The organism is Roseateles asaccharophilus, from assembly GCF_031458115.1.
In the GTDB taxonomy this organism is placed as follows: Bacteria; Pseudomonadota; Gammaproteobacteria; order Burkholderiales; family Burkholderiaceae_C; genus Pelomonas; species Pelomonas asaccharophilus_A.
In genome coordinates this window covers 178,062-193,035 of the sequence record NZ_JAVDXV010000003.1, presented here as the reverse complement: position 1 = coordinate 193,035, position 14,974 = coordinate 178,062, and the positions used below count along the sequence as shown (strand labels likewise).

General features: G+C 66.0%; 11 protein-coding genes. 6 read left to right on the top strand and 5 right to left on the bottom strand.

Annotated features, from left to right (window positions below):
- Positions 1-57 precede the first annotated feature (57 nt).
- Genes J2X21_RS09290 through J2X21_RS09280 form a run of 3 tightly spaced genes read left to right on the top strand, consistent with a single transcriptional unit; the run spans position 58 to position 4,110 of the window.
- Positions 58-753, top strand: coding sequence for an RNA polymerase sigma factor (locus J2X21_RS09290; RefSeq protein ID WP_310327639.1), 696 nt, complete (start codon positions 58-60; stop codon positions 751-753).
- Positions 746-2,281: a ParB N-terminal domain-containing protein gene (locus J2X21_RS09285; protein ID WP_310327637.1), complete on the top strand. Its 1,536-nt coding sequence runs from the start codon at positions 746-748 to the stop codon at positions 2,279-2,281. Before J2X21_RS09290 ends, J2X21_RS09285 begins: the two co-directional genes overlap by 8 nt.
- Positions 2,278-4,110, top strand: coding sequence for a DEAD/DEAH box helicase (locus J2X21_RS09280; RefSeq protein ID WP_310327636.1), 1,833 nt, complete (start codon positions 2,278-2,280; stop codon positions 4,108-4,110). The genes J2X21_RS09285 and J2X21_RS09280 overlap by 4 nt, the downstream gene beginning before the upstream one ends.
- A 115-nt stretch (positions 4,111-4,225) precedes the next feature.
- Here the strand turns inward: J2X21_RS09280 and J2X21_RS09275 are convergent, their stop codons facing one another.
- On the bottom strand, positions 4,226-5,374 hold the full coding sequence (locus J2X21_RS09275; protein WP_310327633.1) for a PAS domain-containing sensor histidine kinase: 1,149 nt from the start codon (positions 5,372-5,374) through the stop codon (positions 4,226-4,228).
- Positions 5,375-5,394: 20 nt separating this feature from the next.
- Positions 5,395-5,964 (bottom strand): response regulator, encoded by a 570-nt coding sequence (locus J2X21_RS09270; protein ID WP_310327631.1) that lies wholly within the window; start codon positions 5,962-5,964, stop codon positions 5,395-5,397.
- Positions 5,965-5,975: 11 nt separating this feature from the next.
- On the opposite strand from J2X21_RS09270, the gene J2X21_RS09265 reads away from it, so the two are divergent.
- The 3 genes from J2X21_RS09265 (at position 5,976) to J2X21_RS09255 (ending at position 11,966) form a co-directional block, all read left to right on the top strand.
- Positions 5,976-6,560: a hypothetical protein gene (locus J2X21_RS09265; RefSeq protein ID WP_310327630.1), complete on the top strand. Its 585-nt coding sequence runs from the start codon at positions 5,976-5,978 to the stop codon at positions 6,558-6,560.
- A gap of 34 nt (positions 6,561-6,594) precedes the next feature.
- On the top strand, positions 6,595-8,871 hold the full coding sequence (locus tag J2X21_RS09260; protein ID WP_310327629.1) for a hybrid sensor histidine kinase/response regulator: 2,277 nt from the start codon (positions 6,595-6,597) through the stop codon (positions 8,869-8,871).
- Positions 8,872-9,143: 272 nt separating this feature from the next.
- Positions 9,144-11,966 (top strand): sensor domain-containing diguanylate cyclase, encoded by a 2,823-nt coding sequence (locus J2X21_RS09255; protein WP_310327628.1) that lies wholly within the window; start codon positions 9,144-9,146, stop codon positions 11,964-11,966.
- 44 nt (positions 11,967-12,010) lie between these two features.
- Here J2X21_RS09255 and J2X21_RS09250 read toward each other — a convergent pair whose 3' ends face one another.
- The 3 genes from J2X21_RS09250 to J2X21_RS09240 all read right to left on the bottom strand — a co-directional run bounded on the left by J2X21_RS09250 (position 12,011) and on the right by J2X21_RS09240 (position 14,973).
- On the bottom strand, positions 12,011-12,466 hold the full coding sequence (locus J2X21_RS09250) for a hypothetical protein (RefSeq protein ID WP_310327627.1): 456 nt from the start codon (positions 12,464-12,466) through the stop codon (positions 12,011-12,013).
- 336 nt (positions 12,467-12,802) lie between these two features.
- Positions 12,803-13,159, bottom strand: a complete 357-nt coding sequence (locus J2X21_RS09245; RefSeq protein WP_310327625.1) for a hypothetical protein — start codon at positions 13,157-13,159, stop codon at positions 12,803-12,805.
- Positions 13,156-14,973: a tyrosine-type recombinase/integrase gene (locus tag J2X21_RS09240; protein WP_310327624.1), complete on the bottom strand. Its 1,818-nt coding sequence runs from the start codon at positions 14,971-14,973 to the stop codon at positions 13,156-13,158. Before J2X21_RS09240 ends, J2X21_RS09245 begins: the two co-directional genes overlap by 4 nt.
- Position 14,974 lies beyond the last annotated feature (1 nt).

The window sequence follows — 14,974 nt, the reverse complement described above, 5'->3', positions numbered from 1 at the left end:
GCGGGGGGGCTGTCCCAAGCCCCGTCTATAGCGTGGAAGGGTCAACAGGGAGGCATGATGGACGAGGGCAAGGAAGACGAAGAAGCCGGGCAGCTCGAATCGAGGAAGGCTGTCGAGGCCGCGCGGCGTGGCGATGCGCAGGGGATGGTCAGCGGCTTCTTCGCCGGCGGCTTGGCCGATTGGTTGTCGTGGCGCATGTCCGTGCTGTACCCCAAGCTGCCGGCCCAGGATCGCGAGGACTGCGTGGCGGAGGCGGTCGGCGATGCTTATAAGGCGCTCGTGTCCGGCCGGCGCATTAGCACGTTGCCTGCCTACCTGATGAAGGCGGCTTCGAACAACGCGGTCGACATGTTGCGTGACCGGGCCGGTGAACGCAGCGCGGACGTGGACACGTTCTCCAACGTGCGGGACCCCGCGGTCGAGGCGATCCGGGAGCAGGCCCGCTTGCGGCTGCGCAAGCAGGCCCTGGTCAAAGCGCGGGAGCTGCTGCCGCTGATCGGCATGGACAACATCTGCAAGGTGATGGCCACCATCTTCGATGCCATAGAGGCCGGGATGGAGGAGATTGCAGACAGCGAGATCGCCGACGCGCTGGGCATGAACGAAGAGACGGTGCGGCGCCTGAAGTCCCGGGGGTTTGAGCGGCTGCGCCGACATGCCCGCGAGAAGGGCTACGACCTGGAGAAGTACGAGCGGGCGATCGGTATCACGGAAACGGTGGAAATGGATGATGAAGGGGAAAGCGATGAGTGAATCTGACGATGTGCTGGCGCGCGAGATCGCGCTGTTGTTCGAGCGGGCACGGATCATCTCCGCCGACCTCGGCGAGGAAGTCGAGGCCGTCTTCGGGCAGGCCGAAGTCCCGAAGCTGACGGCGGCCGATGCTGCTTCACTGCTGAACCGCGTGGTCGAAGTGGTGCGCATGCGGCAGCGCGAGCTGGGCCAGACACCCCTGGGCGAGCAGCAGTACGAGGCGCTGATGTCGCAGGTGCGCGCGGCGCGTGCCACCGCTGGCGTGCAGCCGGCACGCCGCGGTGGCGGCCGTGCCCCGTTCCAGGAGTACGGCGGCATTTCGCCCCACCCGGTGAAGCCGGTCCCGGTTTTCCACACCCGCGAGGTGGCGGTCACCGAAGGCTATGTCCGCACCCGTGACCTCGACCTGTGGGACAGCAACGAGCGCATCGAGATCCACCTGCAGCAGTTCCAGCGCAAGCACGCCCGCAAGCCGACCCCGGAAGAGTTGCTGGAGATCATGTTCTCGCGCCTGAAGCTGGAGGGCGTGACCGAGAACGACCAGTTCCAGATCCCGGCGCTGGCCCGCAGCATCGCCACGAACGGCCTGCGCAAGCCGCCGATCCTGGCCAGCGACGGCCGCCTCCTGGACGGCAACCGCCGCCTGGCCGCGTGCTACTACATTCTCCTCAACGACGGCTTCACGACTGAGCAGAAGAAGCGCGTCGACTACATCCTGGTCTGGCAGCTCACCGAGCATTCCACGCCGGCGGACGAGGACTCGGTGATCGTCTCGCTCAACTTCGAGGACGACCACAAGCAGGCCTGGCCCGAGTACGTGAAGGCCCGCAAGGTCTTCGACGAGTACGAAACGGCGATCCAGCTCGAAGGCGGCCGCATCACCCCGGAGCGTGAGCGTCAGATCAAGCGCGACGTGTCGATGAAGTTCGCCTTGGGCAGCGACACCAGGACGGTGAGCCGCTACATCAAGATGGTCCAGATGGCCAAGGAGTTCGAGGACCACCACATCGTCGACCGGGAGCGCGATCGCTTCGAGGTGCAGCACAAGGCGGCCGACAAGTTCCAGTACTTCGACGAACTCTCCAAGGGGTCGAGCCCCGGCGGCGTGTCGTGGTGCCTAGGCCAGAACGAGCCGTTCAAGAACCTGGTCTTCGAGCTGCTCTACACCGACAAGTTCAAGAAGTGGAGCCAGATCCGCGACCTGCGCCTCATCTATGAAAACGATGAAGCCCTGCAGCTGCTGCGCAAGGCGGCCAATACGCCGGTCACGAGCCCCGATGACCTGGACCAGATCCAGGATGACGTGGACGACGCGCTGGCCATCGGGCGCGTGCGCCGGTCCGACCAACGTGCGGTCGGTGCTGATACCCGCATCGAGACCTTCGTGGGCTTCCTGGAAGGCTTGAGCGTGAAGGCCATCGCGGCGATCAAGCCGGGCAACCTGGTGCGGCTGCAGCGCGCGCTGCGCATCGTGAACGCGATGGTGGAGCAGCAGACGGAACTCTTCGCGGAGCCGACTGAAGAATGAGCGCCACCTCCGCCTCACCCGCCGCTGCCTCGCAGGCGCCGCGCCAGCGGCGCAACGACGACCTCGCCGATGTGGTCCGCGACCCCACGCTGGGGGGCACCTACGTCGTCCCCTTTTCCCATGTCGACCCGCACGCGGCGATGCGGGCAGTGCGCACGGCGCTGGGCGGGGCGGCCATCAGGCGCTCAGCGCTTGGCATCCACCTCAAGCCCCAGGACGCCGAGGCCCTGCTGGCGGCCGAAGCCGCGTTGCCGTTCCGGTGGACGGAGGACGCGCGGCGCTTCGTGGCCAACCGTGCACGGGCCAGGGCCACGGTGCCGGCTGTGTGGGACCGTGTGGAGTCGCTGCGCAGCGGCGGCGTGGCGGTGGCGATTGCCCAGCTCGGGAACCGGAAAGACCTGGCCGCGCTCGATGGCCACCAGCTGGTCAATGTGGCGGCGATGACGCTGCCTGGCAGCCCGGGGCTGTGCCTGTTCGATGAACAGGGCGCCGGCAAGACGGTCAGCATGATCTTCGCCTTCGACGAGCTCGTGCGCCGCGACGAGGCAGACTTCATGCTCATCGCTGCACCCAAGAGCATGCTCGGCGAGTGGCCGAAGGATTTCGGCCGCTTCACCGACGACACGTACCAGGTTCGCGTCCTCGACGGCAGCCGCGCCGACAAGCTGCGGCAGCTGTCGGCGCCGGCCGACGTGCTGATCGCCAACTTCGAGACCATCGTGTCGATGGAGGCGGAGCTGGAGGCCCGCATCAAACAGTACGGCGGGCGGGCCGTCATCGCCGTCGATGAATCCTTCTTCATCAAGTCGCCTGACGCGCGCCGGACGATGGCGCTGCGGCGGTTGCGCGAGTGGGCCGACCGCGGTTTCGTGCTGTGCGGCACGCCGGCGCCGAACTCGCCCTCCGACGTGGTTCAGCAATTCAACTTCGCCGACTTCGGCTATGCCTTTGAGGGCGCCGAGCTACCCGAGGATCGTGAGGAATCCCTGCCGGTCGTGCAGAAGCTCGTGGACACGCGCGGGCTCTATATCCGCAACCTGAAGCTCAACGTGCTGCCGGACCTGCCTGGCAAGACCTTCAACCGCGTGTCGGTCGAAATGGAGCCCAGGCAGCACGAGCTCTACCAGCAGGCGCTGAAGGCGTTGGTGGAGGAGCTGCAGCAGGTGAGCGACGAGCAATTCAAGCGGCGCATCACCAACTTCCTGGCGCAGCGGGCCGCGCTGCTTCAGATCTGTTCGAACCCCGCCGGCGTCGCTGAGGACTACGACGGCACGCCCGCGAAGCTGGCTGCGCTCGACGGCATCATCGAGCAGATCGTCGTGCAACAGCGGGAGAAGGTCGTCATCTGGTCTTTCTACACGGGCACGATCGACCTGATCATGAAACGCTACGGCCACCTCGGCGCGATCAGGTACGACGGCACCGTCTCATCCGTGCAGGAGAGGCGCGACGCCGTGTCGAAGTTCCAGACGGACGACCAGACCATGGTGATGGTCGCCAACCCGGCAGCGGCTGGTGCCGGCCTCACCCTGCACCGGGCCCGGTTTGCGGTGTATGAATCGATGTCCAACCAGGCGGCGCACTACTTGCAAAGCCTGGACCGCATCCACCGCCGCGGCCAGGCCCGGCCTGTCGAATACATCGTGCTGCTGTGCCAGGGCTCCATCGAGGAGGAGGAGTACAGCCGGCTCCTACGGAAGGAAGCTGCGGCCCAGAACCTGTTGGGCGACGTCGTGGAACCTCCCCTCGAGCGGGCTGCGATGCTGGCGGAGACGCTGGCGCTGCTGCAGGCGGGACAGGGCGGAAACAGCGTGCCTATTGCGACTTGACGGAGGTTGGGATGAGCTCGGTCGATTGACTGAGTGGATAGAAGCAACGAAATCGGGATGAGCGGGCGCCGCCACGGTGACTCGGCGTCGCTGAGCTGACGCTCATGCTTGCTAGCTACGCCATGCTCAGCGGAAAACGCACTGTGAACTCGCTGCCCTTGCCCTCACCGGCGCTGCGCGCCTCGACATTGCCGCCATGCAGCTGCGCGAACTCCTTCACGAGCGCCAAACCGATGCCCACGCCGCCGCGGGCCAGTGACGTGGAGCGCGTCTCCTGCGTGAACAGCTCGAAGATGCGCGGCAGCATGTCCGGCATGATGCCCACGCCGGTGTCCTCGACCATTAGCAGCGCGTGTTGCCCGTCAGAGCTGCATTTGACCCACACGGTGCCGCCCTTTGGCGTGTACTTCAACGCGTTGTCGAGCAGGTTGGCGATGATCTGTTGGAGTCGCGCCGCATCTGCTTGAACCCAGATCGGCGTGCGCGGCACCGTCTGTACCAGCGCCACGGACTTGGCTTGGAAGCGGGCCTCGAACTCGCGCACCGATTGCGCGACGGCCACGGTCAAGTCGAGCCGCTCCAGGTCCAGTTGAACCTTCCCCCGCATGGTGCGCGTCACGTCCATCAAGTCGTCGGCGAGCCGTTGCAGCAACTGGGTTTGGCGCTCCAGCAAGCGGACCGCACGATCGGTCACCTCGTCGCGGTCTTGGCGACCGGCCAGCAGCGCGGTGGCGGTAACGATGACGCTTAGCGGGTTGCGCAGCTCATGGCCCAGGGTGCCAAGCACCAAGTCCCGGCTTCTCAGATCGGCCGCCGAGGCCTCGAACTGCTGCTGCTGGCTGTCGAGCTGCGTCTTCAAGTCGGTGCGGTCCCGCAGCAGCTTGACGTAGCCGGCAATGCTGCCGTCAGGGTTGCACACCGCGGTCACCGTACCGTTGACCCAAATGTGCGCTCCGTCCTTGCGGACGTGCCAGCGATCGTCATGGGCCGTGCCGCCGTCGGACGCAACGGACAGTTCGTAGTCGTCGAGCCCCCGCTGCAGGTCGTCATCCGTGAACAGCACGCCCACGGGTCGGCCGAGGATCTCCTGCGCGGAGTAGCCCAAGATTCGCTGTGCTGCCCCGTACCAGCCGATCACCACGCCTCTGGGGTCGAGGGCGACCAGTGCGTGTTCCGCGTTGCAGCACACGAACTGGTCGATGAGCGCCCGAGCGAGGGCATGGTCCCCGGAAGAATTTCCCAGGTCCTGGTCAGGGTCGTCCACCGTTTCACCGTAGCGACGAGCTAGCCGATGAAATAGGCGGCGGGCTGATTTGCCTGTAAGGCAACGCCGTCTCGCCTTGACAGAGGAAGCTGATGTGGAGACGCCGCTGGCGCGAGACTACGCCGGAGGACCCTGGCGAGGCTGTCGGCCGAGATCGGCTTTCGCAGGAAGCGGGTGAAGCCGGCCCCGAGGCAGCGCGACTCGGTTTCTGGGTCCGTGTTGCCCGTGACGCACACCGACATCGCGTGTGACACGGCGCCGGGCAGGCGTTGTATTTCTTGCAGCACGTCAGACCCTTTGGCGCCGGCCAAGTCGAAGTCCAGCAGAATCAAGGCCGGCTGGAACAGCTGTGCCACCCTTACACCCGCGGCGCCATCGAAGGCTACGGCAGTCTTGCAACTTTCTTGCATCTGCAGGAGGTAACTCATCGACGTGGCGAAGTCCACGTTGTCGTCAATGATGAGCACCCGTAGCTCGGGAACGCCGCCGTCCATGATCAACCATTCTCCGCAAAGTCGCCTGACACCGCCGACCCCAACTTGAACCCGTCCATCGGCATGTCTTTTGCCCTTTGGTTCGATTCGACTCAAGGAAGATCCATGTGGACAGCGACGAACTTCATGACTGCACCGGGCTGCTGACCGAGCAGTTGGCACTAGTACGGCGGCAGATCCACGAGACGCTCGACGGCCCGACTCGCCTGGTGCCGTGCGATCTTGCCCATCGCGAACTCTGTGACCGCGCCGCGCTGCATGCGCAGGCCCGCGACGAGATCGTGCTGCCGGTGGTGCGTCGCGCGGGTCACGCTGGAGCCGTCGCCACCATCATTGGGCAACAACAGTGCCTAAAGGACGCCTTGGCGATGTGCCTCATTCGGCCAACGTCGCACCCGCAGTGGCGCGAGGCTCTGGAGGCCTTTTTAACGGCCGTGCAGCAACAGATGGCGGGTGATGTGACGTTGCTGGGCCCCTTGCTCAAGGAAGCCACAGACGCGACGCAGCGGCGACTGCTTTGCGAGAGGCTGCAAGAGCGGTTCGATCGGCTGGCACCCCACCGGCACTCCAACGCGCACCTGCGCCTTGCAAAATCGATCTGGCCCGTTCAATCTCCTGACCGGATGCGGGTTGGCACCAAGCCGACGCGCCTTCCCGACCCGCCCCCCCGCGACGCTGCTTTTTCTCCGTAGTAGTCCCATGTCGTCCGGGAAACACCGTCACCGCATGGCATTCCGTGGCCCGGACGCAAGCAGCCAAGCCATCCGCTGGCTCGGCGTGACGCTCGTGGCGCTGCTGTGCATCGTGGCTGCTGCGGGGACGTGGCGCCTGCGCGAGGCAGCGGTGGTGAATGCAAAGGCCCACTCGGATGACCGCGCCATTGCGCTGGCGGCCCATGCGACCCAAGTCTTCTCTGCGGCCCAGTTCCTGCTCGACAACATCATCACCGAGGTGGGCCGGGCCAGTCCGACCTCTACGCAGCAGCTGCGCGAGCTGTTCGGCGGGCGCAGCACCTTTGAGCTGCTGAAGGTCCGCGAGCAAGGTTTCCCGGCCATCGAAGTGGTGTCGCTGTTCGACGCTGAAGGTCAGCTCATTGTGTTCTCGCGCCGCCATCCGGCACCCAACATCAACATCAGCGACCGGGAGAGCTACACCGTGCCGCGCGCAGGGCACAAGCGCGCCTTTATCACCAGCGCGGTGCGAAACCGTGCCAACGGCGCCTGGACGTTCTACATGGTGCGCCGGCTTGAGAGTCAGAGCGGCGAGTTCATCGGCGTGGTGCAAGTCGGCTTGTCGGCGGCCTACTTCTCGCAGTTCTACGAAGAGCTGCGCGCCCAGCCCAACCTGCGCCAGCGCGGCCAACCCGACGACGGCGTGACTATCACCTTGCTGCGCGACGATGGCGCAGTGCTGGCGCGCGCGCCTTTCGATGAGCGTGTTATCGGCCACCGGCTTGCCGGGGAAGGCAACTATGGCGGCGCCCGCGGCGTCACCGACCTGCCTGGCGCATCAACCATCGCCCTCGCCAGGCCCTGGGATGCTGCCGCTGAGACGGCCGACCACAGCCTGGTCAGCCAGCACCGCGCCGATGGCTACCCGGTGCTGGCTGCCGTAGCCATGCACGAGTCGGTCTACCTGCGTGACTGGCGCGCGCAGGCGATGGCCATCGGCGTGTCGACCTTGGTGGCCGTGCTGTGCCTGATCGCCGTGTTCGTATCGATCACCCGGTCGCTGCAGCGGCGCGAGCGGCAAATGGCGGAGAACCAGCAGCTGCGTATAGAGGCAGAAAGCGCGAACCGGGCCAAATCGGAGTTCTTGGCGACCATGAGCCACGAGATCCGCACGCCCATGAATGGCATCCTCGGCACAGCAGACCTGCTGGCGCGCACGTCGCTGGACCCGCACCAGGAACAGCTTGCGCGCACGCTGCTGTCGTCGGGACGCATCCTGCTCGGCATCATCAACGACATTCTGGACATCTCGAAGATCGAGGCGGGGGAGCTGCAGTTCTCCCCTGCACCGTTCTCGCCCCGCGAGCTCGCCAGCGACGTGCGCGACCTGTTCGTCAGCTACGCGTCGAACAAGGGGCTCCACCTGGCCTTGGAGGTGCACGACGATGTGCCGTCCGTGGTGGTCGGCGACGCCGGGCGCATTCGCCAGGTTTTGGTGAACTTGGTGAGCAACGCGATCAAGTTCTCCCAGGCCGGCTCGGTCACCATCAAGGTGCTCATGCCCGACGACGTGCCAGGCAGGAGCGCTGGCCAGAATGACAGCGACGTGGTGACGCTGCGCATCGAGGTCGACGATACGGGGGGCGGCATCCCGGCGGCAGCGCGCGAGCGGCTGTTTCGACCGTTCACACAGGCCGACAGCTCCGTGGGGCGCCGCTTCGGCGGCACCGGCCTGGGACTGGCGATCTCACAGCGCCTCGTGCTGCTGATGGGCGGCGCCATCGACTACCGCAGCACGTTAGGCCGCGGCACTTGCTTCTGGTTCGACCTTCCGCTGGTGCGCACAGAACAACCCGCCGAGGACTTGGCCCCTCCGACGCCGGATCTGCATGAACGCTTCGCCAACTCGGGCGCTGCGCCGCTCACGCCAGCACCCGAGCCGCGCCATTTCGGCCGTCACGTCCTGGTGGTGGAGGACGATGCCGTCAACAGCATGATCGCCGAGGCCCAGCTTGCCACCATGGGCTGCTCCTGCGACGTGGCCTTCGACGGCGAGGAAGCCCTGGCCTGCCTGCGCAAGAACGAGTACGACCTGGTGCTGATGGACTGCATGCTGCCGGGCCTCTCAGGGTACGACGTGACCCAGCAATGGCGGGCTGAGGAACGCGCCACCGGCCGGCCGCGCCTGCCCATCGTCGCGCTGACCGCCAATGCGCTGTCGAGCAACATCGAGCAGTGCCAGGCCGCCGGCATGGACGACTACCTGACGAAGCCGTGCACCGTGGAAAAGCTGGAGACCGTGCTCAACCGGTGGCTGCGCGTCGGGGTTTAACCGCACGCCGCACATGCATGCAGGCCTGCCCACAGCCAAGCGTTGCGGGAATACAAGACCGTCACCGTGACGTGGCACACGCAGGCGGCCACTAGCCCTAGGGAATAAGACCACAGCGCTTTCCTCGGAACGCAGAATCGTGTCTGGGCCTATACCGCTTGGGGTTGCCATTGCGAAGTGAAAATCTGACTGAAGCGTCAACTTCTGACGCCAACCCGAGCGGGCCTGACCTTAAAGCCAAACCCGGTGCCGCTGATGCCATGGCGAAACCTATGAAGCGGCGCCCACCGCTGGTGACCTGGCTGTTCGCCTCGACGGTCCTGACGCTGGTGATCGGCGTGCTGGCCGTCACGCTGCTGGTCGACCGTCTGGTCCACCAGCAGGCACGTCGCGACGCGCTTCGCCTGCTGCAGGCCAATGCGGACGGCCTGCGTGACGCGCTGGACCGCGGTATGGCGCAGCACTTCGCCGAGGTCCGGCTTCTGTCCGGTCTCCAGCAGGTCGCGCAGGCGCCAACGGTGGCCGACGCGCGTGTGGCGCTGGATGGCTTTGTCACCAGCTTCCCGCAGTTCGCGTGGCTGGGCCTTACCGACGCGAGCGGCAAAGTCATCGCCAGCGCCAACGGCCTGCTTGAGGGCGTCAACGTGTCAGCGCGCCCCTGGTTCAAGGGTGCCCTGGCCGGCCCTTTCGTCGGCGACGTGCACGAAGCCGTGCTGCTGGCCAAGCTGCTGCCCGCGCAGAACGAGCCGTGGCGCTTCGTCGATTTCGCTTTCCCTCTCAAAGACGAGCAGGGCCGCATCAAGGGGGTGCTCGGCGCCCACCTGAGTTGGGGCTGGGCCGGTCAGCTGCGGCAGGACCTGTCGGAGCGACTGGCCAAGGAAGCGGGCGCCGAAGTGCTCGTCCTGGGCAGCAACGACATCGTGCTGCTCGGGCCTACTGAGCAGCAGGGCAAGAAGCTCCCTCCGAGCACCGATGGGTCGTTGCTGTGGGCTACGTCGAAGTCGGCCGGCCACGGCGACTTTCGCACGCTGGGCTGGCAAGTCGTGGTGCGGCAGCCGGCGAACCAAGCGCTGGCGCCCTATGACGCGCTGCATGCCCAGACGCTGGCCACAGCAGGCGCCGTCTTCGCGCTGCTGCTGCCGATGACATGGTGGCTGGCCCGCCGGCTCTCGCGGCCTCTGGTCGACGTCAAGAAGGCGCTGTCCGGCCAGGCGGCGATGCCTCGCGATGACGACATCCTGTACGAAGAGGCGCGAGCTCTCAAGCAGGCCTTGATCGAGCACGACGAGCGGCATGCACGTCAGTCCGCCGCACTCGAGGCCATGGCGATGAGCCTGGAAAAGCGTGTCGATGAGCGAACGCGCGAGCTGGCCGACATCAACGACCGCCTGTCTCAATCCATGCGCGATGTCGGGCGCAGCCAGGAGCGCCTGGCGTCGATCCTGCGCCAATCACCGGACGCGTTCGTCTGTGTCGATGCCAAGGGCTTGATCAGCGACTGGAACCCGGCGGCAGAGGCTCTGTTCGGCTGGACGCGTGACGAGGTGCGCGGTCGCCTGATGGCCGACATTCTCATTCCGGCCGTACACCGCCAGGCGCACCACGCCGGCATGGCGGCCTTCAGCAAGACCGGCGAGGGCGCCATCATCGGCAAGCGCCTGGAGTTGCCCACGCTGCACCGGGACGGCTCCGTGATCTCGGCCGAGCTGTCCATCGGTGCGCTCAAAGCAGAGGACGGCTACGCCGCATTCGCCTTCGTACGCGACATCCGCGAGCGCCTGGCCGCGCAAGAAGAAGTCCGGATCAGTCAACACCGCCTGCAGCAGGTCCTGGGCACCATCCCTGCGCTCGTCGGCTACTTCGACCGCGACGCGCGCTGCCGCTACTCGAATGAGCTCGGCCGCAAGCTGCGTGGCCTGGCGCCGGGTGCCGAGATCGGCTTGCACCTGCGCGAGGCCATCGGCGAGCAAAACTACGCCTTGCACGAACCCCACCTGCCCAAGGTGCTCACGGGCCAGCGCGCCCACTTCGAGGGGTCGGTGCGCCAGCGCGGGCAGGACGTGCATTTCCAGGTCCACATGGTTCCCGAGAAGGGTCCCAGCGGCGAAGTGACGGGCTTCTACCTGATGACCTTCGACGTGACCGCACTCAAGGAGGCGCAGCTGCAGCAGGAGCGCGCGCGACGCCAACTGCGCGCGATCACCGACAACCTGCCGGTGATGATCTCGTACATCGATGCCGAGCACCGGCTTCAGTTCCTGAATCGGACCTTCGAGCAATGGACTGGCGTCGCTGTCGCAGACGCCCTGGGCAAGCCCATGCGGGAGGTCATCGGCGAGCAGCTCTACGAGCAGCGTCGTGAACCCCTGGCAAAAGCCCTGGAAGGCCAGCGGGTGGAGTTCGAAGTGGTCTCAGAGGCCTTGGGCGTGCGCCGGGTGCTGCAAACCGCCTACATTCCCGACCGCCCCACCGCCGAAGCCGTGGTGGGCGTCTACACGCTGACAACCGACGTGACGGCGATGCGCGACGCGGAGCGGCGAATGGCCGAGCTTGCGTTGACCGACACCCTGACTGGCTTGGCCAATCGGCGCAATTTCGAGCAGTGGCTGCCGCTGGCGCTGGCGCGCGCGCAGCGCGCCAAGACCGCCACCGCAGTCATGTTCCTGGACATCGACCATTTCAAGCGCATCAACGACACCTTCGGGCACGCCGCCGGCGACGCGGTGCTCGTGACCTTCTCGCAGCGGCTCGCGGCCTCCATGCGCAAGACCGACTTGGTGGCTCGGCTCGCCGGCGACGAGTTCGTGGTGGTCCTTGAGGGTCTGTCTGACCCTGACGTGTGCCACCTGCTCGCGCGCAAGGTCAACGAGGCGGCGCGCCAGCCCTTGCGCTATCAGGACCACGACTTGGCGATGACGACGAGCATCGGCATCGCTTACCTGCCGGCGGGTGTGCACCAGACGGCCGAGGCCATCCTGCAAGACGCCGATGCGGCGCTATACCAGACCAAGGAGCGCGGGCGGGATGGCTACACGACGGTCGAGACCGGTGCCGACGAAGCCGAGTTCTCGACCAGCTCGTTCGCTACCCTTTGACCGTCCTTCCAGCGCAGCGTTGCAAGCGCTGAGGCGCCTCGTCGTCACCGGCTCCCTTCACTGCGGATGACGCTCGCCAGCATCCGCGGCCAGCGTTCGGGCTCGGCGGGCGGTGCGATGCAGAAGTCGAAATCTTCGGGCAATCCGTGCTCACGGCTTCGGCTCAGTGCAACGAATATCGTGCCGCCTCCGCATAGCGGGCGCAGAGCAGCTGCCACGGCAATGCCGTTGAGCTGACCGTCGTCGATGTCCACCAAGGCGACGTTGGGAACGAGTTGTCTGGTGCTCGACAGCGCCTCGTCCAATGAGGTCACGGCCTGCACGTGATCGGACAGCGCGAGCCCTAGTCCAATGTTCTCTGCAACGTCGGGGTCAGTACTGACCACCAGCACGCGGAATCGTGGCGCCTCGGGAATCAGTTCGGGACTACCGTCCCTACTCAGGCCCGTCCACTGGGTCCAGCGTTGCCAAGTCTTTGCCAGGAACGCTGAGATGGCCACTCGATGCAACTACTTCGGAAGAAAGGCTGGCAGCGTATCAGTTGTCCGAGATAGGGAGGGGTCGCGCGAGGCCGCGTCTCACAGATCATGTCCAAAGTTGGCGCTGTCTCAAGGTTACTGTGAGCACCGCTGATCACATCTCAGAGATCATGCCGGAAAGCGGCATTCGGCGGCCGGTCTGTCTCAGGGTTGTTGGCAGAAGTTGGCTAACGGCCTCGGTTCACGGCAACGACACCCCTAAGGTCGTGAGGGACCGGTCCGCCTGGCATCCCACGTTGAATTGGTGCTGGCACGGCCGCGGCGCTGAAGGCAGGCGCAAGCAGGCGCAGACCGCATCTACGGCTTCGCCGCCTTGCGCCCGGTGGCTGAAGCCGTGATGGCGGCACGCTTACGCAGCGCCTCCACTTCCGCCCGCAGCTCCAGGCATAAGTACAGCAAGGCCTTGTCCACCGGCGGCGACGTGCGCCTTGTGGCCTGGCCACCGGTGCCCTGCTTTGGCAGCACGTGGCGAGGCTGCCATGTGGAGCGGATCGCCGCCACCAGGTCGGGGTAGTGGGCGTATAGGTTGGCGCGGCTGACTGCGGCATCCCGGCAGACCGCCGCGACCGAGACAGGCGCGGCCGGGTTGGCATGTCGGCGCAGCGAGATCGCGGCTTGTACGCGCTCGCGCACCGTGCCGGCCGGCTGCTTCATGCTGGATCCTCCCCGACAGCGGCCCGCGCCGGCGCCCGATTGGCGTTCAGCTCCGCCAGCAGTTCCTTGCTGCGGGACAGGCGTCGTTGCACGACCATGGCCGCCTGCTGCCCCACCGCTTGGCTTCCCAGGAAGCGCTCGTCCCTGAGCACGCGTTCCTCCCACCATGCACGGTGCCGCTCGGTCACCACGAAGTTCGAGCAGCCACTACACACATCGGCCGTGCGCTGCGCTTCGTTGGGGCCCTTGGCATCGCCCTGGCAAGCGGACAACGACTTCGAGTACACGCAATAGCCCCAGTCGCATGGTGCCAGCTGCACGCCCTGCGCGATCAAGCGCTCGACCATGGTTTTGAGGGCTGCCTTCCCACGCAGGCCGCCGGCAGGCTTGCCGGACGACATGAACGCCTTGCTGGCCTTGCCAGCGATGTTCCTTGACAAAAGCAGGTCGGCCAGCGACTGGGCAAGGTCCTGGCGGTTCTCGGCATCCAGCAACAGCGCCAGCTCCATGTCGGACCCCACGTAGTAACCGTCGGTGATGGCCCGGTGGGTGTGCCCAAAGTGGTACGCCAACGATTCGAGGACTCGCTTGTCCCTCAGCACGACGAAGCGGGCGAAGGTCTTGCGCGCCGCGTGCGCATGGACTTGGCGCGCGAGCTTCTCGTCATCGGGGAAGGCCGCCCGCGCGAAGGTGCGCATCCTGTTGGTCACCGTCACCGGGGACGCCCGCGTCGGGACGCGCGAGTTTGGGAACACCGCACACCGGGAGGCAGACCCTTGCATCAGCAACCCCTGCTCGCCTGACAGGCCACGAGGCACCGCGAGCATCGAGCGGATGGCGTCCACGGCATCCTTGACCGCACCCGTGATCGCCCAAGTGCGCTGCCGGCCGCCCTTCTTGGCTGCGACGCCTGCAAGGAGCAGGCCGCCTGGATCGCCGTCCTCCGGAACCACGACGCAGTCGATGTCCAACCGGACGGCCTCGCGGGCGCGAAGCCCGACGAGCAGCAAGATTGAGGTGATCGCCGCGCCCTCCAGTGCAACCACCGCTGCCCGCAGCACCATGTACGGCAAGCTTTCCGCCATGGCGAGCTGGTTGGCCAGTTCGCGGAACTGGGGCTCCTGTCCGATCTCCCTGTAGAACGCTTCGCGTCGGCGCCGCGCATCCGAATGCGTCCATCCGACCGTAGCGTTGTGCTCGGCCCAGAGGCGCTCAAGCAGGGACCCTACATATTGCGCGTATGCGTCCGTCCACTGCTTGGCTGCGCGCAGCAATTTCATCGCATCGGCTTCACCAATGGGGCGCCATGGGATCGAAGGCCGCAAACGCATGGCTGAAAGGGCGTCTTGCTCAACGTGGCTGATGTCGAAGGACAACGCGTCGGGCAGGCTCGACCGGAGATCCCAAAGCCACCGCAGCACGCCAACGTGCCGCTGTACGGTGTTCAACGTCACGTCCTTCGAGCTGCCCCGTCTGGGCTGGATCGTTTTCAGGTAGGCCACAGCATCTTCAGGAGACAGGTCGGAGAAGCGCCAGATCCCGTTGGAGACCATCCAATGTACGAGGCGCCGCAATTGTCCGAACCAGTTGCGCACGGTCGTATGGGCCAACGTGCCCCGGTCGCGCCTCGGTGCATTGACCATCGACTCAAGTGCGCATTTAGATGCGGTGATGAGGCCGCTGCGCAGGTGGCGCGGGCCTGCTGCGGAAGGAAAAAGCGACGCCCAATCGATACGGGCATCCTCTCCTGCATACAGTGCTGACACGCGCAGCGACCAATAGCGCCGCCCTTTGTGCTTGATCACGCCTTCCACG